This window comes from Rosettibacter firmus (genome assembly GCF_036860695.1).
Taxonomy (GTDB): Bacteria; Bacteroidota; Ignavibacteria; order Ignavibacteriales; family Melioribacteraceae; genus Rosettibacter; species Rosettibacter firmus.
The window spans coordinates 85,228-108,630 of the sequence record NZ_JAYKGJ010000003.1 but is presented as its reverse complement, the minus strand read 5'-3'; the positions used below and the strand labels follow the sequence as shown (position 1 = coordinate 108,630).

Annotated in this window: 17 protein-coding genes, 1 tRNA gene and 1 other RNA gene; 17 read left to right on the top strand and 2 right to left on the bottom strand. The window is 29.5% G+C overall.

Going from position 1 to position 23,403, the window contains the following annotated elements; genetic code table 11:
- Positions 1-11 precede the first annotated feature (11 nt).
- From VJY38_RS10855 to ffs, 5 genes are all read left to right on the top strand, one after another.
- The gene (locus tag VJY38_RS10855) at positions 12-1,490 is read left to right on the top strand and encodes an FAD-binding oxidoreductase (RefSeq protein WP_353680728.1); all 1,479 of its coding nucleotides are present in this window, start codon (positions 12-14) and stop codon (positions 1,488-1,490) included.
- Positions 1,483-3,336 carry a tetratricopeptide repeat protein gene (locus VJY38_RS10850; RefSeq protein ID WP_353680727.1) on the top strand — a complete coding sequence of 618 codons (1,854 nt, stop codon included), beginning with the start codon at positions 1,483-1,485 and terminating at the stop codon, positions 3,334-3,336. Before VJY38_RS10855 ends, VJY38_RS10850 begins: the two co-directional genes overlap by 8 nt.
- Positions 3,337-3,338: 2 nt before the next feature.
- On the top strand, positions 3,339-4,592 hold the full coding sequence (gene clpX / locus VJY38_RS10845; protein WP_353680726.1) for an ATP-dependent Clp protease ATP-binding subunit ClpX: 1,254 nt from the start codon (positions 3,339-3,341) through the stop codon (positions 4,590-4,592).
- Positions 4,593-4,715: 123 nt separating this feature from the next.
- Complete coding sequence (locus tag VJY38_RS10840; protein WP_353680725.1) at positions 4,716-5,969, top strand: asparagine synthetase B; 1,254 nt, start codon at positions 4,716-4,718, stop codon at positions 5,967-5,969.
- 121 nt (positions 5,970-6,090) lie between these two features.
- Positions 6,091-6,189: signal recognition particle sRNA small type (gene ffs, locus VJY38_RS10835), an RNA gene on the top strand.
- A gap of 8 nt (positions 6,190-6,197) precedes the next feature.
- Here ffs and uvrC read toward each other — a convergent pair.
- On the bottom strand, positions 6,198-8,024 hold the full coding sequence (uvrC, locus tag VJY38_RS10830; protein ID WP_353680724.1) for an excinuclease ABC subunit UvrC: 1,827 nt from the start codon (positions 8,022-8,024) through the stop codon (positions 6,198-6,200).
- 153 nt (positions 8,025-8,177) lie between these two features.
- Between uvrC and VJY38_RS13925 the strand changes: the two genes are divergently transcribed.
- Positions 8,178-8,300 carry a T9SS type A sorting domain-containing protein gene (locus tag VJY38_RS13925; protein ID WP_492008310.1) on the top strand — a complete coding sequence of 41 codons (123 nt, stop codon included), beginning with the start codon at positions 8,178-8,180 and terminating at the stop codon, positions 8,298-8,300.
- A gap of 33 nt (positions 8,301-8,333) precedes the next feature.
- Here the strand turns inward: VJY38_RS13925 and glgC are convergent, their stop codons facing one another.
- Complete coding sequence (gene glgC / locus VJY38_RS10825; protein WP_353680723.1) at positions 8,334-9,575, bottom strand: glucose-1-phosphate adenylyltransferase; 1,242 nt, start codon at positions 9,573-9,575, stop codon at positions 8,334-8,336.
- A gap of 103 nt (positions 9,576-9,678) precedes the next feature.
- On the opposite strand from glgC, the gene VJY38_RS10820 reads away from it, so the two are divergent.
- From VJY38_RS10820 to VJY38_RS10770, 11 genes are all read left to right on the top strand, one after another.
- Positions 9,679-11,391 (top strand): M1 family metallopeptidase, encoded by a 1,713-nt coding sequence (locus tag VJY38_RS10820; protein ID WP_353680722.1) that lies wholly within the window; start codon positions 9,679-9,681, stop codon positions 11,389-11,391.
- 5 nt (positions 11,392-11,396) lie between these two features.
- The gene (locus VJY38_RS10815; protein ID WP_353680721.1) at positions 11,397-12,146 is read left to right on the top strand and encodes a UDP-2,3-diacylglucosamine diphosphatase; all 750 of its coding nucleotides are present in this window, start codon (positions 11,397-11,399) and stop codon (positions 12,144-12,146) included.
- Entirely contained in the window at positions 12,121-14,394 is a 2,274-nt protein-coding gene (locus VJY38_RS10810) for a penicillin-binding protein 1A (RefSeq protein WP_353680720.1), read from the top strand. The genes VJY38_RS10815 and VJY38_RS10810 overlap by 26 nt, the downstream gene beginning before the upstream one ends.
- A gap of 49 nt (positions 14,395-14,443) precedes the next feature.
- A tRNA-Leu gene (locus VJY38_RS10805) sits at positions 14,444-14,527 on the top strand.
- Between the two features lie 137 nt (positions 14,528-14,664).
- Positions 14,665-15,522, top strand: a complete 858-nt coding sequence (hpnC, locus tag VJY38_RS10800; protein WP_353680719.1) for a squalene synthase HpnC — start codon at positions 14,665-14,667, stop codon at positions 15,520-15,522.
- Positions 15,522-16,364, top strand: coding sequence for a presqualene diphosphate synthase HpnD (hpnD, locus tag VJY38_RS10795; protein ID WP_353680718.1), 843 nt, complete (start codon positions 15,522-15,524; stop codon positions 16,362-16,364). Before hpnC ends, hpnD begins: the two co-directional genes overlap by 1 nt.
- Positions 16,364-17,659, top strand: a complete 1,296-nt coding sequence (hpnE, locus tag VJY38_RS10790; protein WP_353680717.1) for a hydroxysqualene dehydroxylase HpnE — start codon at positions 16,364-16,366, stop codon at positions 17,657-17,659. Before hpnD ends, hpnE begins: the two co-directional genes overlap by 1 nt.
- Before the next feature lie 44 nt (positions 17,660-17,703).
- A complete protein-coding gene (locus tag VJY38_RS10785) occupies positions 17,704-19,011 on the top strand; it encodes a citrate (Si)-synthase (protein ID WP_353680716.1) in 1,308 nt (435 codons plus the stop codon).
- 255 nt (positions 19,012-19,266) lie between these two features.
- Entirely contained in the window at positions 19,267-20,139 is an 873-nt protein-coding gene (locus tag VJY38_RS10780) for a lytic transglycosylase domain-containing protein (protein ID WP_353680715.1), read from the top strand.
- Between the two features lie 101 nt (positions 20,140-20,240).
- Complete coding sequence (gene pyrG / locus VJY38_RS10775; protein WP_353680714.1) at positions 20,241-21,872, top strand: CTP synthase; 1,632 nt, start codon at positions 20,241-20,243, stop codon at positions 21,870-21,872.
- Entirely contained in the window at positions 21,869-23,377 is a 1,509-nt protein-coding gene (locus VJY38_RS10770) for a tetratricopeptide repeat protein (protein WP_353680713.1), read from the top strand. Before pyrG ends, VJY38_RS10770 begins: the two co-directional genes overlap by 4 nt.
- Positions 23,378-23,403: the final 26 nt, after the last annotated feature.

The window sequence follows — 23,403 nt, the reverse complement described above, 5'->3', positions numbered from 1 at the left end:
AAAAGTATAAAATGATAATAAAAAACAATCAAGACGAAATACAAAACTATTTATCAGATGCCTCCAATTATACAGGCAATTGTGAAGCAGTCTATATCCCCTCAGATGAAAATGAAATTATTAATATCATAAAAGAATGTAATAAAACAGGTAAAAGAGTTACAATCTCTGGAAATGGAACTGGATTAACTGGTGGTAGAGTTCCAGAAGGTGGCATTGTTTTATCACTTGAAGGAATGAATAAAATACTTGAGGTAAATAAAGAAAAGAAATATGTTACAATTCAACCAGGTGTTATACTAAAAGATTTACAGGATTATCTTGAAGAACAAAAATTATTTTATCCACCAGATCCAACAGAAAGGAATTGTCATGTTGGTGCTAATGTGGCTACAAACTCATCTGGTGCTCGAACATTTAAATATGGACCAACAAGAGATTATGTTTTGGGCTTAAAAATAGTTCTACCAGATGGAGAAAAATTAACTTTGCAAAGAGGAGAATATTTAGCTGATGGCTATAATGCTAATCTAAAAACAGAAAGTGGTAAAATTATTTCATTTCAATTACCTCAGATATTTATGCCAGAAACAAAGAATGCTGCTGGATATTACTGTAAAAAAGATATGGATTTAATTGATCTTTTCATTGGCTCCGAAGGAACACTGGGTATTTTTTCTGAAATCAAATTAAAGATAATCGAATTGCCTGAAAAAATTCTTTCGTGTGTAATATTTTTTGATGAAGAAATAAATGCTCTTAATTTTATTGAAGAGGCTCGTGACCTTTCTAAAAAGAAAATTACAAACGATTTATCTTTGATTTCTGCAAGAGGTCTTGAATTTTTTGATTATTATACACTCCAATTTTTATTGGATGATTATTCAAACATTCCAGCAGAGGCTAAAGCTGCTGTTTGGTTTGAACAAGAATTGGATGACAACGAAGATGAAATTATTTCTCAATGGATGGACTTGATAAGTAAACATTCGGGATTGGAAGAAAATTCCTGGATCGCAGCAGACAAAAAGGAACAGGAACAATTCAAAGATTTTCGACATGCTATTGCATGGAAAGTAAACGAATATGTTACAAGAAGAAAATTAAAAAAAGTTGGGACTGATGTTGCTGTTCCAGACAATGTTTTTAAAGATTTTTATTATGAAGCAAAAAAAATTGTAGAAGATAGAGGATTGGAATATGTAGTCTATGGTCACTTTGGAAATTCTCACATGCATTTAAATATGCTTCCAGAAAATGAAGAGGAGTATAATATTTCTAAAAATATTTATATGAAAATATGTGAACGTGCTGTTGAATTAAAAGGTACAATATCAGCAGAACATGGCATTGGAAAACTTAAACGAGATTATTTTTTAAAAATGTATAGTGAAGATGTAATTAAACAAATGGCAAAACTCAAATTGATATTCGACCCGAATAAAATTTTAAATGTGGGGAACATTTTTTACGAGAATTATTTTGACTAAAAATAAAATATTTATTCTCACTTTATTATTTCTACTTGCTTCTACAATTACTGCACAAAATAATCTTCTTGATAATCGTTTGAGATTAGCTCAGAGCTACGAAGAAGCAGGACAGCTTGATAAAGCTGAAGCCATATTGCGCGAACTTCAGAATAGCTACCCTGAAAACTATACATACTTTGATGCTTATACAAAAATTCTCATCAAACAAAAAAAATATACAGAAGCAACTCAATTGATTGAAAAAAGAATTTCGCTTACACCACAGGATATCAATCTTTTTGGTCTTCTTGGTTCGGTTTACTTTATGGCAGATAATGTTTCAAAAGCTTATGATGCGTGGGAAAGAGGTTTGAGAGTTAGTCCCAATTTAATTATTGCGTATCGTGTAATGGCTAATTATGCAATTGAGAGCAGAGCTTTTGAAAAAGCAATAGATATTCTTCAAAGAGGTAAAAAAATTTCTAATGATCAGGAATTGTTTTCTATAGATCTTATAAATATTTACCTTGCAAATATGAGATATAAAGATGCTGGAAATGAAATCTGTGATTTAATTATTAAAAATCCAGAGCAGATTAGTAACATTAAAGCAAGAATTAATTTTTATTCTGATAATAAAGATGCAATCAATCAATTTATTACTTCAATAGAAAATAAAATTAAGGATAATCCCAAACCAGCTTTGTATGATATGTTAGCTTATTATTATTCATTGATTGGTAAATATGATTATGCATTTCAAAGATTAATAGAATATGAAAATAAAATTAATGGAAATGGTAATACAATTATATCTTTTGCAAATAACGCTTATCAAAATAAAGTATATGATGTGGCTCTGAAAGCTTACGATTATTTAATAAAAAATAGTAATAATAAACAGTTATTACCTTTGTGGAGATTTTATTATGCATCATCACTTGAAATGCTTTTTGAAAGTACTATTAAAAGTGAAAATGAATTATGGAAACCTTATAACAATTTTAATTTAATTAAAGAAGAAAAATTACGAGATGTTATTAACTCCTATGAGTCAATTATAAAGGATTATCCAGAGAATTCATTAACTCCACAAATATTATTTAGAATGGCAGAAATTTATTTTAATCGTGTGGGTAATTATCAAAAAGCAGAAAGTTTGTATACATTAATAAATTTAAGAGCATCAAATACCGAGTTTTCAGTTCTTGCATTTTTGCAGAAAGGGAAAATATCGATATTAAATAATCAACTGGAAGATGCTAAGTCGTATTACGAAAAAGTTTTAATTAATAATCGAAGTAATTTAAATCATCAATCAGAAGCAAATTATTATTTGGGAAAAATCAATTTCTGGAGTGGAAATTTTACAGATGCAATTAAATATCTTTCAGAAACAACCAAAATTCTTTCTAACGATTTTGCAAACGATGCTCTGGAACTTATATCATTAATAAATTTTTCCAAAAGCGACTCTTTGAATTTAATAAAATATGCAGCTGCAGATTTAATGTTATATCAGAAAAAATTTAGAGAAGCTGCAAGAGAGTTTAAAGATTTATCAAATACCCAAACTTTCAGTTTAATCAGTGAATATGCAAAATATAAACTGGCAGAAACTTTAATAGCAATGAATGATTTACCAACTTCTATTGAAGTGCTTGAAGAATTAGCAGAAAGTTCAAAAACAGGAATTTTTAGTGATAAATCACTCTTTTTATTAGGGAAAATCTATCATTTTGGAATTAAAGATAAAACAAAAGCAGTCTCTATTTATCAGAAACTTCTTGAGAAATTCCCAAATTCATTATATTTTGAACAAGTAAGAGAATATTTAAACGAATTACAAACAAATAATGGTTGAAAATGGGTGGACATAGAGAACCAAAAACAATTAGATGTTCCTTTTGTGGGCGAGACGGAAGTGAAGTATCCAGTATGGTTGCTGGACCCGACGCCTATATTTGTGACATATGCATAAAGACCAGTGTAGAAATTCTTAAAAATAATGTTTCTTCTTTCGGGAAAAAAGAAACCGTTAATCTTTCTTTAACTCCAGAACTAATAAAGAAAAGTCTTGATGAATATGTAATAGGCCAGGAACTTGCAAAAAAAATTCTTGCAGTGGCTGTTTATAATCATTATAAAAGAATAAATGCCCCGGTTTCTTATTTTGATGTAGATGATGTTGAAATTGAAAAAAGTAATATTCTTTTAATTGGTCCTACAGGAGTAGGAAAAACATTACTTGCACAAACGCTGGCAAGAATTCTTGATGTTCCATTTGCTATTGCAGATGCCACTACTTTAACAGAAGCTGGTTATGTGGGTGATGATGTTGAAACTGTTTTGGTTCGATTACTCCAAGCAGCAGATTATAATTTAGAAAAAGCTCAAAAAGGAATTGTGTACATTGATGAAATAGATAAAATTGCCCGTAAAAGTGAAAGTGTTTCAATAACAAGAGATGTATCAGGTGAAGGTGTTCAACAAGCATTATTGAAAATTCTTGAAGGAACAATTGCTGGAGTTCCACCACGCGGAGGAAGAAAACATCCGGAGCAAAGTCTAATTAATGTAAATACAAAAAATATTTTATTCATCTGTGGTGGTGCATTTGAAGGCATAGAAAATATAATTGCATCGAGAATAAATAGAAATCCTGTTGGCTTTATTACAGATGTATCTGATAATGAAGACCTCGATAAAGATAATCTTGTTCAAAAAGTTCAACCAGAAGATTTAATTAAATTTGGATTGATTCCAGAACTTGTGGGTAGATTACCAGTTATTGCACCATTACATTCTCTCAGTCCAGAAGCATTAAGAAATATTTTAACAGAACCAAAAAATGCAATTATTAAACAATATAAAAAATTATTTGCGCTCGAAGGAGTTGAATTAGAATTTGATCCATTGGCTTTAGATGAAATAGTTAAAAAAGCAATTGAAAGAAAAACCGGTGCGCGTGCCCTTCGATCAATTGTTGAAGGTATTCTTCTCGATATTATGTATGAAATTCCAACTATGGAAAATGTTGACAAATGCTTGATAACTCGTGACGTAGTAGTAAAAGGAGAGAAACCAATTTATATCGAATCCGATAGAAAGATAGCTTGATAATTTTAATTTGCTTTGCGCCTTCTTTGTGTTTTTTTACGGTTTATTTTTTAACCGCAGAGTTCGCAGAGAAGGCGCAAATTTTTTAAAGCATTCTTTTTTCTTCATAGAAATTTATGAATTATGAAAAAATTATTTCTAATAAATTTTCTTTTTGCTTCCTTAATACTTGCACAAGCAAAAATTCTTATCTACATGGATTTGAATCAAACTGATCATCTCAAAGCTTATGGGATTGCATACAATGCTCTAAAAGATGGAATGGTTGGTGATTGGCTCTTAAATTATCGTGGTGGTTCATTTATGTTTGATTATTCAGAAAAATTAGCAGCAAAATGTAGAATTAAAGGAGTTGCATTTCAAACATTAACTCAGCAAGAAGCAGTACAAATTTATTCGCTTGTTCAAAGTGAAGAACAGAACATGGAAGTAGTACGACTCGAAAAGGCTCCTAAAATTGCTGTTTATGTTCCACCTAACTTTAAACCTTGGGATGATGCAGTAACATTAGCACTTGATTATGCTGAAGTGCAGTATGATAAAATATGGGTCGAAGAAATTTTGAGAGGTGACCTTGAAAAATATGATTGGTTACATCTTCATCACGAAGATTTTACAGGGCAATATGGAAAGTTTTATGCTTCATTCAGTAATGCCCCATGGTATATTGAACAGCAGAATATTTATGAAAGAGAAGCTAAAAAACTTGGATTCAAAAAAGTATCTGAAATGGAAAAAACTGTAGTATTAGCTATAAAAAATTATGTTGCTCAGGGAGGATTTTTATTTGCTATGTGTTCTGCAACTGATTCTTATGATATTGCTCTTGCCGCATTGAATGTAGACATAGTTGATAAAATGTATGATGGTGATCCACCAGACCCGGATGCACAAAATAAACTTGATTATTCTCAAACATTAGCTTTTCAGGATTTCAAACTTGAAATGAATCCTTTGATATATGAATACAGCGATATAGATATTCAACCTGCTGAAATTGGTAGTGAACAGAATGATTATTTTACGCTCTTTGAATTTTCAGCAAAGTATGATCCAGTTCCTACTATGCTTACACAAAATCATGTTAATGTTATTCATGGTTTTATGGGACAAACTACAATGTTTAGAAAAAAATATATAAAAAGTTCTGTCTATATTCTTGCAGAACGAGCAGGAACTGATCAAGTGAAATATATTCATGGAAATTTTGGAAGAGGTACTTTTACATTTTATGGTGGCCACGATCCCGAAGATTATCAACATGCAGTTGGCGATCCACCAACAGATTTGAGTTTATTTAAAAACTCGCCAGGTTATAGATTAATTCTTAATAATATTCTTTTTCCCGCCGCAAAAAAGAAAGAGCAAAAAACCTGAAATTGCATTTTTTGATAGTTGTAAAATTTCTATATTTGCACGCCAAATATTGGAAAGTACTTAATATAGTCTGTTTATAAAATTTAGTTCTATTGTTAAGATTAATTTCTTGAAAAAGTTTAGCCAGGCCTTAGATCGGCAGGTTAATACCCAACCCCGCCAGGTCCGGAAGGAAGCAACGGTAAGTATTTAACCTGGGTGGTCTGGAGGCTTGGCTTTTTTAATTATTTACTGGTTTTGTTCTGGATGGTAATGATTAAATATAATTTTTGCTTTTGCTTTTCCAATAACTTCAGCTAATCTATTTTCTTCCATGTTTTTAATTTCATCAATACTGAATTTTGAAAGAAGTTTTTGAGCAACTTTTTCTCCAATTCCTTTTATTTCGAGTAATTCACTTGTAAATGTACGTTTATTTCTTCTTTCTCTATGAAATGTAATTGCAAAACGATGAGCTTCGTCTCTAATTTGTTGTAAAAGTTTCAAACTCGATGAAGTTTTAGAGATTAATAGTGGGTCTTCTTCATCTGGTAAATAAATTTCTTCTAATCTTTTTGCCAAACCAATTATTTCATAATCTTTTATGCCCAGATTTTTTAATACTTCAATTGCACTTGAAAGCTGTCCCTTTCCTCCATCAACCATAATCAAATCTGGCATTGGTTCATTTTCTTCAAGAAGTTTAGAATATCGCCTATAAAAAACTTCCTGCATACTTGCAAAGTCATTTGGTCCTTCAACAGTTTTGATTATAAATTTTCGATATAAACTTTTTTTAGGTTTTCCATCAACAAAGACAACCATACTTGCTACAGAATCACTCCCCTGTAAATTCGATATATCGAAGCATTCAATTTTTCTTGGCAGCTTTTTTAAATGTAAATCTCTTTGAAGTGCTGAAAGTGCATAAGGAACATTTCCTTCTTTTTTCATTCTTTGTAATTGAATTTCTTCGAGATATAATTGTGCATTTTGTTTACACATCATTAAAAGAGCTTTTGCTTCACTTTGCTTTTGAGGAATTATAAACTTGCATTTCTTTAATGCTCTGCTATTTAACCATTCAAGCAGTGTATCGGAATCCGATGGTTCAACTTCAACAATTATTTCCCTGGGTATTTCAACATATTCATCGTAATAAAATCTAATAATTGCTGAATAAATTTGATTTATTTCTTCATTCTCTTCTGATATGAGTGCAAATTGTCTTTTACCAACAAGCTTACCAGAACGAATATTTAAAATTGTAGCTGCAACATCTTTACCTTCATAAGCTGCACTAATTATATCTTTATCTTCTAAATCATTAGAAACTACTTTTTGTTTTGAAGAATAAATTTGAAGTTGTTCAATTCTATCACGTAATTCTGCAGCTTTTTCGAATTCAAGTTTTTCAGCTGCTTCGTTCATTTGTTGTTTTAGTTCTTCTATTAAATCATCAGTTTTACCACGTAAAACTTTTACAACCTGATTAACCATTTGATTGTACTGATACTGAGAAATTAAACCTTCGCATGGTCCATCACATTTCTTTATGTGATAATCAAGACATACTTTGAATTTCTTTTTCTGGATTGCTTCTTCTGTTATTTCATACTTACAACTTCTAATCTTAAAAACCTTGTTAATTAATCTCAAAGATTGTTTCATGTTTTTTACATCTGTATATGGTCCAAAATATTTTGAACCATCTTTAACAATATTTCTTGTGGGATAAATCTGAGGATAGGGTTCATTAGTTACTTTAATGTATGGATAAGATTTATCGTCTTTTAGATTAACATTGTAACGAGGTTTGAGTTCTTTAATTAAGTTGTTTTCAAGAACAAGAGCTTCAATTTCGTTATCTGTAATAATTAATTCTATATCATGAATTTTAGAGACTAATGCAGCAGTTTTAGGTGAATCAATATTTTTTTGAAAATATGAACGGACACGATTTCTTAAATTTTTTGCTTTACCTACATAAATAACCTTCCCTTTTTCATTCTTGAACTGATAAATGCCTGGTAAAGCAGGAATATTTTTTAATTTATCTTCTAATAATGGATTCATAATTATTTTAGATAATACATTAATAAGCTATTTAAAAATACATTCAAGTTATTTAAGAATAAATATTTATATTCATTTGTGGATTAACATATATAAAAACATTGAGAAAAGAGTTACCCAAAAATAGAATTTACTACTCTAATAAATAATGAATTGATGTTTTCAGGAACACACGAAATAAAATTCGATGCGAAAGATTTATCAACTGGAATTTACTTTTATGTGTTAAGTAATGATAAATACAATTCAGTAAGGAAAATGATTTTTTTAAAATAATTTTTAATGAATTGCGATTTAATCAGATTAATTTTAGTTGAATTTATAGTTCTTGGGAATTACAACAATCCCTGTTTCTGAAACAGTAAATCTTTTTTTATCCATTTCAATATCAAAACCGATTTCTGTTCCTTCTGGTATAATCACATTTTTATCAATTATCGCTCTACGAATCCTTGAATGACGACCAATATTACAATTATCCATTATTATAGAATCTGTAATATAAGTGTAACTATTAACACGAACATTAAAACCAAGAATTGACCGCTCTACCAATCCACCAGAAATTATTGTACCATCTGTAATCAATGAATTAATTGCACGACCAACTCTTTCACCTTCGTGCGAAACAGTTTTTGCTGGTGGAAATTGCCTTTGTTCGGTTCTTAATGGCCATTCCTGATCATAAAGATTAAAATGAGGATTAACACTGATTAAATCCATACTCGCAGCATAATAACTTTCAATAGTTCCTACATCAACCCAGTATGGTTGTTCTTTTTTATTTTCATCAATGAATCTGTATGCCTGAACATGATAATTATTTTTTATCATATAGGGAATTACATTTTTCCCGAAGTCAATATTTGGTACTTTCTCGATTTCCATTCTATTCATTACTTCTTTAATTACAGGGACATTAAAAACATAAATACCCATATTTACGAAAGAGTAATCTGGCTTGTCTGGAATAATAGGAGGCTTTTTAGGTTTTTCCTGAAAAGAAATGACTCGATAATCTGGTGCAATTTCAAGTACACCAAATCTATAAGCATCGTCTTTAGGAATTTCGATTGCTGAGACAGTCAAAGCAGCTTTCTTTTCGATGTGATATTGAATCATCTTTAAATAATCCATTTTATATATATGATCGCCTGAAAGTATAAGTAACCATTCATAAACATTATCTGTAATTAAATTAAAATTCTGGTGTATTGCATTTGCAGTTCCTAAATACCAGTCTCTACCAGTTTTAAATTGAGGTGGAATTGAATAAATAAATTCACCAAGTTCTGGATTAAAAATATTCCAGGCTTCATAAAGATGACGATTTAATGAATCAGATTTGTATTGAGTAAGAACAAATATTTTTCTAAAACCTGAGTTTAAGCAATTTGAAAGAGTGAAATCAATAATTCTATACTTACCACCAAAAGGGACTGAAGGTTTTGTCCTTTCTTTTGTTAGTGGATATAATCTTTCTCCCTGTCCACCAGCTAAAATCATTGTTAATGTTTTTCTCAAGATTTCTGAACCAGCATAATTTCTCATGATAGTCTCCAGTCTTTACATAAAATATATTTAATTATGAATTGATTGGCAATTTAAGAAATGATTAACTTTGCAATTGAATATATAAAATATCTACAATTTAATGACGATTAAGAAAAATCCATTTGTTATAGCAATAGTAATTGCATTAACATCAATTTTATTCTCAGTTTTTGTAATTATTCCATTAACAAAGAATATTCTTCCTTTTATTAGCAAATCAGTAAGCTATTTGAATGTAGGTATACAAACTCCACAACTTGATAATAAATTTATTGAAGAATATAATCCGCCTACTCAAACAAAGCTGGATGTATTGCATTATAATATTCATATCGAATTAAATCCTGATTCCAAGTTTATTAAAGGAGATGTTGAAATTAAGTTTATTACAAATAATCCTTTAGTTAAAGAGATTGATATTAATTTTTATGACAATCTCAAGATTATAAATTTATCATTAAATGATAAAATAGCTACTTATAAAAGAGATGATACTATTTTAAAAATATTGCCAGAATCAAATCTTAAAGACACATCAGAGATAAAAATAATTTATGAAGGAGAGCCAAAAAATTTAGGATTCGGTTCTTTTTCTTTTGAAGATATTAATGGTAAAAATGTTGTTTATACTATAAGTGAACCATTCTATGCTTCAACATGGTTTCCATGTATCGATAAACCAGATGATAAAGCTTTAGTAGATATTTTTATTACCAATGATTCATCTTATGTGTCTCTCTCTAATGGTAAATTGATTGAAATAATTTCTAACAAAGATAAAAAAACATATCACTGGAAAACTTTCTATCCTATTTCAACATACTTAATTGCAATTTACTCAGGCAATTATAAATCTTATCATCAAAAATATGTTTCAATTACAGGGGATACACTACAGCTTTATTGCTATGCTTTTCCTGAAAAGTTTAATGATGCAATTAATGATTTTTCTGGTCATTCTAAATACATTTATACTTTTGAAAAACTTTTTGGTCCATATCCATTTATAAAAGAAAAGTATGCAGTTGCAGAATTCTTATGGCCATATGGTGCAATGGAACATCAAACAATTACAGGTATAGGTTCTAAATTCATAACTGGTAAAAAATTTTTTCAGGATATGTATATTCATGAACTTTCACATCACTGGTGGGGAAATGCAGTGAGTCCAAAAACCTGGAAAGATATCTGGCTCAATGAAGGTTTTGCAACTTATTCAGAAGCTTTATACTGGGAATATCAGGCAGGTAAAAGTGCTCTTATATCAACCATGAAATCGAAGTCAATTAAATTTCTAAGTGGAACTTTATATAATCCAGAGAATAATTTGTTTAGCAATCTTGTGTATAATAAAGGTGCATGGGTTCTTCATATGTTGAGAAGAGAAGTGGGAGATAGTTTGTTTTTTAAAATACTCAGAACATATTTCGAGACTTATAAATATAAAAACGCATCTACTAAAGATTTTCAAAATATATGCGAAAAAGTTTCCAAAAGAAATCTAAGTTATTTTTTTGATCAATGGATTTATAAGGGAAAAGAAATAATTAAAGCTGAATATAGCTGGAAATATTTTCCTATTAAGGATGGTTATAAAATAATTTTTAAAATCCAACAATTACAAAATGACTATGATATTTATAAATTTCCTGTTGATTTGAAAATTATTTTTGAAAATGGAGAATCTGAACTAAAGAATATTTATGTTAAAGACAAGAAGAATAGTTTTGAATTTATAACTAAATATAAACCATCATCAATTGAAGTTGATCCAGATAATTGGTTACTTGCAGAATTTAAATTAGCAGAATAAATTTTATGAATTCATTTAAAACATATTTTTTTATTTCTGATTTACACCTTGGTCTGGAATCCAGGGATGTTGAAACTGAGAAAGAAAAAAAATTGATTTTATTTTTAAACTATGCTAAAAGTAATTGTGACGAATTATTTATAATGGGAGATTTATTTGATTACTGGTTTGAATATAAAAGAGTAATTCAAAAAGGATTTTATAAAACATTTACCGCATTAAAAGAATTTACAGAAACTGGTAGAAAGCTTCATTATTTCATTGGTAATCATGATTTTCTACATCGAGATTTTTTTGAAAAAGAAATTGGGGCAAAACTTTATTATCAGCCAGCTCACTTTGAATTAAATGGGAAAAAATTTTTTATTGGTCATGGTGATGGCTTAATTAAAAATGATATTGGTTATAAAATATTGAAAGCAATATTGAGGAATAAGATTCTTCAGAAAATGTATTCATTTATTCATCCTGATTTAGGAATTAAACTTGCAAGTTTATCAAGCAAAACAAGCAGAAATTATAATTCAAAAAAATATAATAAAGATTGCCTTTTTGAAGTAGCTAAAGAAAAAATTAAAGATGGATATGATTATGTAATATTTGGGCATTCACATGTATTATCGAAAGAAAAATTTGAAAATGGATATTATATCAATCTGGGTTCCTGGTTACAGAAACCATGCTATGGAAAATTTATAAATACTTTTGAAATTATTGATTGGGTACAAAATGATAAAAAGTCAAATACCATTTAAAAAAAAGAATAAAAAAGGGAAAGGATTCAAATTCTTTTTATTGTTTTCAGGATTAATAATTCTTGTTATATCAATTTTGCTAATTCAGTATATTTTTGAAGGACTGCCTTCACTTGATGAACTCGAAAATCCAAAACCACAACTTGCAAGTAATGTTTATAGTATTGATGGTGAACTTATTGGACAATTTTTTAAAGAAAACAGAGTTGAAGTAAGTATTGATAGCATCCCGCCACATGTAGTAAATGCATTAATAGCAACAGAGGATAGAAAATTTTATGATCACTGGGGTGTTGATTTAGTAAGATTTATAAAAGCAATGTTTAAAAATGTTTTTTTATTCAAACGTGAAGGGGCAAGTACAATAACTCAACAGCTTGCAAAAAATTTATATGAATTGAAGTCGGAGAAAGAATCATTATTTGATACAGTAATCAGAAAAATTAGAGAATGGATTACTGCTGTTCAAATTGAAAAAACTTATACAAAAAGAGAAATACTTGAAATGTATTTTAATATACAATGGTTTGGTCATGGAGCTTATGGAATTGCTATGGCATCTAAGGTATATTTTGATAAAGATGTGAAAGACTTGACCATAGAAGAAGGAGCTTTATTAATTGCACTCTTGAAATCATGGGTCTATTATGATCCTTATGAAAAATATGAAAGAGCACTTCAAAGAAGAAATTTAGTACTTAAAAATATGGTTGATATGGACTTTTTAAGCGAAGATGAATATGAAAGATTGAAAGTAAAACCAATTAGATTATCATATAAAAGAATTGAACAGGGAATTCGAGGAACAATTGCTCCTCATTTTGTTGAATATGTTCGTCAACAAATGGAAAAGATTTGTGCAAAGTATGGTTATGATTTGTATAGAGATGGATTAAATATTTATACAACTCTCGATAGCCGAATGCAAAGAATAGCTAATCGAGCTGTTGAGATTCACTTAAATGAATTTCAAAAGCAATTCGATAAATCATGGTCATGGAATAAATATAAAGGTATGATTGATGATTTAATTGATAAAGCAATTAAAGATAGGATTGAATATAAAACTGCAACAAGTGAATCAGAAAAAAGAAATATTTATTACAGATTAAAAAATGATCCAGCATTTATAGATTCAGTTAAAAATGCAGCAAAAAAAATAGAAGTTGGTTTTGTTGTGATGGATGTTAAAACTGGTGAAATAAGAGCAATGGTGGGAGGGAGAAATCAAAAATTTTTGTATGGATTAAATCATGTTACTCAAATTAAACGTCAACCTGGTTCTGCTTTCAAACCAATAATTTATACGGTTGCAATTGATAGAGGTTTGTATCCAGCTTATCCGATATTAAATCAACCATTTAATTACAATGGATGGAGTCCTCAAAATTTTGATTTATCAACAGGTGGATTTACTACATTGCGACAGGGATTAATGTATTCTATAAATATTGTAGCTGCTCGATTAATAATTGAAGATTATGCCCCTCTTCCCGAAATTGGTAGAATTGCCGAAAAATTAGGAATAAAAAGTAAACTGGAACTTTATCCATCAATCGCACTTGGTACTTCACTTGTTACACCTCTTGAACTTACTTCTGCTTATGCAACACTGGCAAATCATGGAATTTATAACGAACCAATTTCTATTTTAAGAATTGAAGATAAAGATGGAATGCTGATAGATAAATTTGTATCGGAATCGAGAGAAGCAATATCAGAGGAAACTGCTTATATTGTAACTGATATGATGAGATCTGCTATTGATCAGGGAACAGGTGTTGCTGCAAGATATCGTTATAATTTTCAAAGACCTGCTGCTGGTAAAACAGGTACAACACAGGATTATGCCGATGCCTGGTTTGTTGGTTTTACACCTCAACTTGTAGCTGGTGTATGGGTTGGATTTGATGACCAGAAAATTTCTTTTACAGGAGATTATGGACAGGGGGCAAGAGCAGCTTTGCCTATCTGGGCAATTTTTATGCATGATGTATACGAACAATTAAATTTACCACTCGAAGATTTTCAACCTCCTGCAAGTGGTAATGTTGTCCCTGTAAAATTTTGTAGAGAATCAATTTTTGAATATGGCAATCCTAAACTTTATTCCAATGATTGTAGAGGTGGAGTTTATACAGATATTGCAAATATTAAAAATTTACCTGAAAGTTTTGATGCTTTTATTGACAATAGAATTACTCCTCCCAGATTTATGAATAATGACACAACAACTGGATTTAAGTAAGATAACTTTGTTTTCAAAATCATTGTAATTATTTTTGAAATGTATTTTTGCCCGGATGGTGGAATTGGTAGACACGCTAGCTTCAGGAGCTAGTGGCGGTAACGCCGTGCAGGTTCGAGTCCTGTTCCGGGCACATAATTTTTTTCATCTAAACTCTAATTCCCCTGATTACTATATTGATTTCCTTTTACTACTTTTACAAATAGATGAACTTTATATTATGCATAATTTTTATAATAAAGTAACATACACTTAAAATAAATGCATTTTTTGAATAAACAGCATAGACTTATAAATAAAGCTTATAAAGAAGCAATAAAATTTACCAAGTCGCATTATGAGAATTTTCCAGTTGTTTCTTTCTTCCTTCCTAAAAAATTAAAAAAACACATAGCAATAATTTATCAGTTTGCTCGCCAGGCAGATGATATTGCAGATGAAAATAATTATCCTGTAGACTTTCGATTGATGTTGCTTGAAAATTATAAAAATGATCTAAAAAATTCTCTTAATGGAAATTTTAAAAATAATTTCTGGATGGCATTGAATAATACTATTAACAAAATGAATCTTTCACCAAAACACTTTTATGATCTTTTAAGTGCATTTGAGCAGGATATTACTGTAAATAGATATAAAACTTTCGATGATGTTCTTAATTACTGTGAAAGATCTGCTAATCCTGTCGGAAGATTAATACTGGAATTATTTAATATCCGTAACAGTGAAGTTGTTGAATATTCAGATGCTATATGTACTGCACTTCAGCTTACAAATTTTTATCAGGATATATCCATTGATTATAAGAAAAATCGAATATATCTATCCCTTGATGATTTAAAAAAATATGACATTGATGAAAACACTTTTGAGTTAAAGAAAAATAGTGCTAACTTTAAACAGTTATTAAAATGTAATATTGAAAGGACAAAAGAGTTTTTCAATAAAGGGGAAAATATATTAAAATTTTTACCTGGTAATTTAAAATTTCAGATTAAACTTACTATACTTGGAGGAAAGAAAATATTAGATAAGATAGAAGAAATTGATTATAATACATTGAACATTAGACCTGTTTTATCTAAGAAAGATATTATAAAATTATTTTATAAAGCTTTATTTGAATAATGCAAGATCAATCTAAAATAATTACTAAAGAAAGCAAAAGTAGTTTTTATTATGCTTTTAGCTTATTACCCCGAGAAAAACGTGAGGCAATGAATACTGTTTATGCTTTCTGTAGAAAAACCGATGATATTGTTGATGAAAGCAACGAAGACGAAAATATTAAATATGAACAATTAAGAAAGTGGCGTAATGAATTAGAAAAAGCTCTTCATGGCCAATCAGAATTTTTTCTTTTAAATAAATTAGCAAAGATTATTAGACAATTTAATATTCCGCTTGAACCTTTCTTTGAGTTGATTTCTGGCGTAGAAATGGATCTCCAGAAAAAAAGTTATATAAGTTTTGATGATCTTATTCATTATTGCTATAGAGTTGCTTCGACTGTAGGTTTAATGTGTATTGAAATTTTTGGTTATAAAAATAATTCCGCTAAAGATTATGCTGTTAATCTTGGCATAGCAATGCAATTAACTAATATTTTGAGAGATGTTGGTAAAGATGTAGATAAAGGTAGAATTTATCTTCCCCAAAAAGATCTGATAAAATTTAATTATACAGAAAAAGAATTAATTCAGAAAAAATATAATAGTAATTTCAAACAATTAATGGAATTTGAGAGTGAGAGAGCTTTATACTACTTTCAAAAAGCAGAACAATTTATTGATTATGAAGATAAACCTTTATTATTTCCAGCACGTGCCATGCAACATATTTACCTTAAACTTCTGAAAAAAATTAAGAATAAAGAATATGATGTTTTGAATAATCAAATTAGAGTAAATACGTTTGAGAAAGCTGCTATTTCACTTGGTGTATGGGCAAAATATAGTCTTATTTATTAATGAAATCATGTTTAATTATTGGTGGTGGTTTTGCAGGCTTAAGCTCTGCCGTTTACCTTTCTGAAAATTTTAAAGTTACCTTATTAGAAGCCTCTCCAAAATTAGGTGGTCGTGCTTATTCAATTTATAATTCACAGCATGATGATTTTTATGATAATGGCCAGCATATCTTGATGGGCTGTTATAAGTATACTCTTCGATTCTTAAAAAAAATCAATGCACTCAACAAAATTCAATTTCCAGATGCTTTAATAATAAACCTGGTTGAAAAAAACGGAAAGATTCATCGATTAAATTCATCTGGACTTTTTTATCCATTCAATTCAATAAAAGCTTTTTTACAATATTCTGCTATTGATATAAACTCAAGAATAAAAATAATCAGATTTATATTTGAAAATTTTTTTATAAGAAATCACGCACTCGAAAAATTAACAATAAAAGAATGGTTGAGAAAGAAAAATCAAACTGATGAATCGATAAAATCTTTCTGGGAAATTCTCACAGTAGGAGCTTTAAATACGAATACAGAATTGGCTTCAGCTAAAGTATTTTCTGAAATTTTAAAAAGAATTTTTAAGAGTTCAAAATCGCAAACTATTTTAATACCAGAAACAAATTTGACGGATTTGTATGTAATTAATTCTGAAAAATATATTAAAGACAGGGGCGGAATAATTAATAAATCCGAAAGAGTTATAAAATTTGTAGTTGAAAAAAATAAAGTTATCAAAGTTCTCACTAATAAAAATTGCTACGAAGATTTTGATTATGTGATTTCAGCTATACCATTACATTCATTAAAAAAAATTGATATTGAAAACTCTGAGCTTTCCAGTAATTTTTTTTATTTACCAGAATTAAAATATTCCCCAATTTTAAATGTCCATTTATGGTTGAAAGAAAACCCATTTAGCGAAAAGTTTTATGGTCTGATAGATTCACAAATACACTGGCTTTTCAATCATGGAAAGCATATTTCGTTAACGACAAGTGCAGCAGAAAAAATTATTAATTTGAAAGACAATGAATTACTCGAACTTTTTTATTCGGATTTAGAGAGATATTTTCCTATATTCAAACGTCAATTTGTAATTGATTATAAAATAATTAAAGAAAAAAAAGCTACTTTTATTCCAGATATTAACTCAATAGATGAAAGAAAAAAAATAAAGAATTTGTTTGATAATTTATATATTGCAGGAGATTGGGTTAATATTAATTTACCGTCAACAATAGAAAGCGCAGTGTTGAGTGGATATCAAGTATCTAAGTTGATAAAAAAATCTAAATAAATTATTCCTTATTAACTTTATTCAAAAAAAATGTAGGGGGATATATGTCATCCTTAAAAGAAAAATTATTAGAGAAAATTATTCAGGAAAGGCCACGCACAGAAAGGCTACTGAAAGAATATGGTGATGTAAAAGTTGATGAAGTTAAGATTAATCAGGTAATAGGTGGGATGAGAGATATTAAATGTCTGGTTACAGATATTTCGTATCTCGATCCATACGAAGGGATCAGATTTAGAGGTCTTACAATTCCTGAAGTGCTTGAGAAACTTCCTAAAGTACCAGGAGCAGAAATGCCTTATGTAGAAGGTCATTTTTACTTTTTGCTAACTGGTGATATTCCAACAGAACAGGAAGTAGAAGAAGTTCACAAAGAGTTTAATCAAAGAAAAGAAGTGCCATCTTATGTTTTTGATGTTATTCACGCATTACCAAAAGATTCACATCCAATGACAATGTTTGCTTCAGCAATTATGTCAATGCATCGTGAATCAGTTTTTGCAAAAGAATATCGAAAGGGCTTAAAGAAAACCGATTATTGGGCTGCTTATTATGAAGATGCTATGAATTTACTGGCTAAAATCCCAGAAATCGCAGCACATATTTACAGATGGAAATATAAAGATGGTGATATTATTCCAGGTGATCCTCATCTCGATTTTGGTGGTAATTTTGCTCATATGATGGGAATTGGTAAACCATATGATGATGTTTCCAGACTTTATTTTATTTTACATAGTGATCACGAAAGTGGTAATGTAAGTGCACATACAGGTCATTTAGTTGCAAGTGCTCTTTCAGATATTTACTATTCAATCAGTGCTATGCTAAATGGTCTTGCAGGTCCACTACATGGTCTGGCAAACGAAGAAGTTTTGCGATGGTTACATGGTGTAATGGAATCTATGGGAGGAAAGATTCCAACTGAAGATGAAATGAAGCAATTTGTATGGGATACTCTTAAAGCAGGAAAAGTTATTCCTGGATTTGGTCATGCAGTGTTAAGAAAAACTGATCCTCGTTATATGGCTCAAAGAGAATTTTGCTTAAAACATTTGCCAGACGATCCAATCTTTAAATATGTTGATTTACTCTTTAAAGTTGTTCCACCTATATTGATGGAACAGGGAAAAGCAAAAAATCCATGGCCAAATGTTGATGCTCAATCAGGTGTTATCCAATGGCATTATGGTGTAAAAGAATATGATTTCTATACTGTTCTATTTGGTGTAGGAAGAGCTCTTGGTGTTTGTTCAAATATTATCTGGGCTCGTGCTCTTGGTTATCCGATTGAAAGACCAAAATCGGTTACTACTGCAATGCTGGAAGAAATTGCATTTGGTAAAAAATAATATGCTTAACTAAACAAGCCGGAGAATCTTACTCCGGCTTTCTATATTTCCAGTTAATATTTTTTATAAAAACAATTCGAGTTTCCTAATCTTTTATTTCTTGACATCTAATTTTTTATTTTATAAACAGGAAATTTTATATTGCAATCAATGATTTAATATAACGTTAATGTCATGAACAATAAAAATATTTTTGTTACCGTAGGGATAAGTTTAACTATTATAATTTCTCTGCTTTCGTTAATTATGAGTTATATGGCATTTAAAGAAAGAAAAAATATTCAACAGGTTGTTGTTAAAGTAGAACCCGCAGATTATAAGATTTTTATTCCTCAACTTCCAGAAGAATTGGATTTTTGTGGTGAAAAAGTGCCACTTAATGATCTTGATGTTAAAGAACGCATTGAAAGAGAATTGTTTGTTAATGCTTACTGGCATTCTTCAACAATACTTGCGATGAAAAGAGCAAACAGGTGGTTTCCTGTTATAGAACCAATATTGAAAAAGTATGGAATACCGGACGACTTTAAATATCTAGCAGTGATAGAAAGTAACTTATCAAATGTAGTTTCAAATGCAGGAGCTACAGGTTTCTGGCAATTAATGGAAGCATCAGCAAAAAAATATGGACTGGAAGTTACAAAAGAAATTGACGAAAGATATAATATTGAAAAATCTACTGAAGCTGCATGCAAATATTTAAGAGAAGTTTACTCAAAATATAAAAGTTGGACACTGGCAGCTGCTTCTTATAATTATGGAATGAATGGGATCGATTTACAGATTAATCGTCAAAAAACAAAAAATTACTATAATCTTTTTCTTAATACAGAAACATATCGATTCGTTGCAAGAATTATTGCAATGAAAGAGATAATGAGAAATCCAGAAAAATATGGTTATTATCTTAAAAAAGAAGACTTATACCAGCCAATAGAAACAGAAAAAATTATAGTTAAAAGCTCCATTAACAATCTAGCTAACTTTGCAGAAAAGCATGGAATAAACTACAAAGTGCTCAAACTTTTAAATCCATGGCTTAGAGATAATTATCTTCCCAATAAATCAAATAAAATTTATTTAATTAAAATTCCCAAAAACAATGAATACTTTGCTTTTGATGAATAAAAAATGAAATTTTCTCTTAATCACTAATGATTTTTTATAGACAAATCAACAATTTTTCTTATTTTTCAACCCGTGATTTTCTACCATAATATTGTAGTTTAATGTCCCACAAGAAAAAAGTTAAGTATATTTTTATAACGGGAGGTGTTGTTTCTTCCTTAGGTAAAGGAATAACAGCTTCATCAATTGGGCTACTCTTAAAGTTGCGTGGTTATAGTGTCACAATTCAAAAATTTGATCCATACATCAATGTAGATCCCGGTACAATGAACCCATTTCAACATGGAGAAGTATATGTTACAGATGATGGTGCTGAAACAGACCTTGATCTTGGTCATTACGAAAGATTTTTAGATGTTGATATGACGCGTGATAATAATACTACTACAGGACAGGTTTATTACGAAGTAATTAATCGCGAAAGAAGAGGTGATTTTTTAGGAGCTACAGTTCAGGTAATTCCTCATATTACTGACGAAATAAAAAGAAGAATGAAATTACTTGGAGAAACCGGGAAATATGACATTATTATAACAGAAATTGGTGGAACAGTTGGCGATATTGAAAGTTTACCATTTATTGAAGCTATGCGACAGATTATGCTTGAGATGGGAAGAAAGAATGCTATTAGTGTACATGTAACACTTGTTCCTTATATTTCCTCTGCTGGAGAAATGAAAACAAAACCAACTCAACACAGTGTTAAAAATTTATTGGAACTTGGTGTACAACCAAATATTCTGGTTTGTCGTTCAGAAGAAAAATTATCAAAAGAAATTCGCGAAAAGATTGCATTATTTACAAATGTAAAAACAGAAGCTGTAATTTCAGCTTACGATTGTTCAACAATTTATGAAGTTCCTCTGGTACTTTATGAACAGGAACTGGATAGAATTATTCTCGATAGATTAAAATTACCAGATATTAATATTCATCTTGATGAATGGATCTCGTTTGTTGATAAAATTAAAAATGCAACGGAAGAAGTTAAAATAGCTGTATGTGGTAAGTATGTTGAAAATAAAGATGCATATAAAAGTATTTCGGAAGCATTTGTTCATGCAGGAGCAGAAAACAATGTTAAAGTAATTGCAGACTTTATTAGCTCAGAAGAAGTAGAAGCAAAAGGTCCAGAAGTAGTTTTAAAAGGTTATCATGGATTATTAATACCCGGCGGTTTTGGTGAACGAGGAATTGAAGGAAAAATTTTAGCAATACAATATGCTAGAGAAAATAAAATACCATTCTTTGGAATTTGTCTTGGCTTACAATGTGCAGTTATTGAATTTGCAAGAAATGTTTGTGGACTTAAAAAAGCTAATAGTGCAGAGTTTACAAAAAATAATGCTTATAATGTGATTCATATAATGCCAGACCAGGCAAGAGTTAAAGTGAAAGGTGCTTCGATGAGACTTGGTGCTTATCCCTGCATAATAAAAAAGAAAACAAAAGCATACGAAGCTTATAAAAAGCAAAAAATTTCTGAAAGACATAGACATCGTTATGAAGTTAATAATAAATTTAGACCAATACTTGAAGAACATGGTATGATATTCAGTGGTCTATCTCCAGATGAAAAGTTAGTTGAGATGATTGAACTTGAAAATCATCCATGGTTTGTTGGTTGTCAATTTCATCCAGAATTAAAATCCAGGGCAACAAAAGCACATCCGCTATTCCGTGAATTCATAAAAGCAGCGGTTCAATATTCAAAGGAGAATAATAAAAATTGAAAAAATATATCTTATTAATTGCGCTGTTTTTATCTTTTTCTAACCTGAGTATCTCACAAACTACAACAAGTCAACTTCTGAAAAAAGCATTATCTGAAGCTTATAATATGAATATTGATTCTGCTGAAAAAATATTAAAACGTGTAATTCGTAGAACACCTCGTCTGCCAGATGGTTATTTTCAACTTGCACAAATTAACTTCTGGTGTTTTCTTGGTAGCAGAGATGTTAATCGTTTTAATCAATTTATTAAATATGCTGATATAACCCAGAATTTAATAGATTCGATTCTTAATAAAAATAATAAGAACATTAAATTTACTTACATGGCTGGTAAATTAGCTTCTTATAGAGCAATGATAAATGCGCTTAATAATTCAACTGTGGATGCTCTATGGTATAGTAAAAAATCAATTGATTATTATGAAAAAACTCTGCAATTAAATCCTAAATATTATGATGCTTATTTTGGTCTTGGACTTTTTGACTATGCAATGAGTTTTGTACCCGATTTTTTAAAATGGGCTGTAAATCTTGCTGGTCTTTCATCAAATAAAAATAGAGGCCTGGATTATATCAAAATAGCTTACAGGAAAGGATTTTTTGATAAAACTGAAATTGAATATCATCTTGCAAAAATTTATTCAGATTACATTGCTGCTTATGATAGTTCATACTTTATATTAAAAAAGTTAATAGCACAATATCCAAATAATACTTTGTTTCGTTACCAGTATGCTGTAACTTTAATAAAAGATAAAAAATTAAATGATGCTAATAGAATTTTGAATACAATTATTAATCTGGATAATAAACATTTCCCTCAAATAACCTCACTTGCTCACTTTAGAAAAGGTGAAATTTATTTCAAAAAGAATAACTTCAAAAAGGCAATTAATCATTTCAAAATATTTCTCGAAACTACAAGAGAAACAGATTTGAAAGGTTTAGCTGCATTGAACATTGCAATAAGCTATAAATTATTGGATAATGAAAAAGAGTTTAATAATTATCTTAAAAGAGTCAAAGAAGGGAATCAGGATTTATTTGAAGATGCTTATGCAAAAGAAAAAAGCGAATATTTTTTAGAACATGGCATTTCCAGTTACGATATTTTTTTGTTGAGAATGAAAAACAATATCGATGCTGGCAGTTATAAGCTGGCATATGATAGTCTTAAATCAAAAATTGACTCTCTACATTATGGTAATAAAAAATTGGGATTAGCTTATTTAAGTGAGGTATCACTATATCTGGGTAAATTACAGGAAGCAATTGATTATGCTCAAAAAGTTATTTCATTTAATAATAAAGAAGAAAGATGGGTAATTCCATTTTCGAATTATATTATTGCTAAAGCAAATTATTTTTTGAATAAGAAAGCCGAAGCAAAAGAATATCTTAAGTTAGCAGAAGAAAATAATGATTATGAATTCAGAGATTATATTCAATCTCTAATAGAAAATCTCAAAAGAAAATTAAGTCGCAAATATTTATTTAAATAATTCCAGAAGAGTTCATTGATTATTCA

What these genes read in the sequence shown, in the direction of transcription:
- VJY38_RS10810 (WP_353680720.1), top strand. Translation starts at nt 12,121, where the DNA reads ATGATAAAAAGTCAAATACCATTTAAAAAAAAGAATAAAAAAGGGAAA.
- glgC (WP_353680723.1), bottom strand. Translation starts at nt 9,575, where the DNA reads ATGAGAAATTATGCTGGTTCAGAAATCTTGAGAAAAACATTAACAATG.
- VJY38_RS10820 (WP_353680722.1), top strand. Translation starts at nt 9,679, where the DNA reads ATGACGATTAAGAAAAATCCATTTGTTATAGCAATAGTAATTGCATTA.
- VJY38_RS10855 (WP_353680728.1), top strand. Translation starts at nt 12, where the DNA reads ATGATAATAAAAAACAATCAAGACGAAATACAAAACTATTTATCAGAT.
- uvrC (WP_353680724.1), bottom strand. Translation starts at nt 8,024, where the DNA reads ATGAATCCATTATTAGAAGATAAATTAAAAAATATTCCTGCTTTACCA.
- pyrG (WP_353680714.1), top strand. Translation starts at nt 20,241, where the DNA reads ATGTCCCACAAGAAAAAAGTTAAGTATATTTTTATAACGGGAGGTGTT.
- clpX (WP_353680726.1), top strand. Translation starts at nt 3,339, where the DNA reads ATGGGTGGACATAGAGAACCAAAAACAATTAGATGTTCCTTTTGTGGG.
- VJY38_RS10815 (WP_353680721.1), top strand. Translation starts at nt 11,397, where the DNA reads ATGAATTCATTTAAAACATATTTTTTTATTTCTGATTTACACCTTGGT.
- VJY38_RS10780 (WP_353680715.1), top strand. Translation starts at nt 19,267, where the DNA reads ATGGCATTTAAAGAAAGAAAAAATATTCAACAGGTTGTTGTTAAAGTA.
- hpnD (WP_353680718.1), top strand. Translation starts at nt 15,522, where the DNA reads ATGCAAGATCAATCTAAAATAATTACTAAAGAAAGCAAAAGTAGTTTT.
- VJY38_RS10840 (WP_353680725.1), top strand. Translation starts at nt 4,716, where the DNA reads ATGAAAAAATTATTTCTAATAAATTTTCTTTTTGCTTCCTTAATACTT.
- hpnE (WP_353680717.1), top strand. Translation starts at nt 16,364, where the DNA reads ATGAAATCATGTTTAATTATTGGTGGTGGTTTTGCAGGCTTAAGCTCT.
- VJY38_RS10785 (WP_353680716.1), top strand. Translation starts at nt 17,704, where the DNA reads ATGTCATCCTTAAAAGAAAAATTATTAGAGAAAATTATTCAGGAAAGG.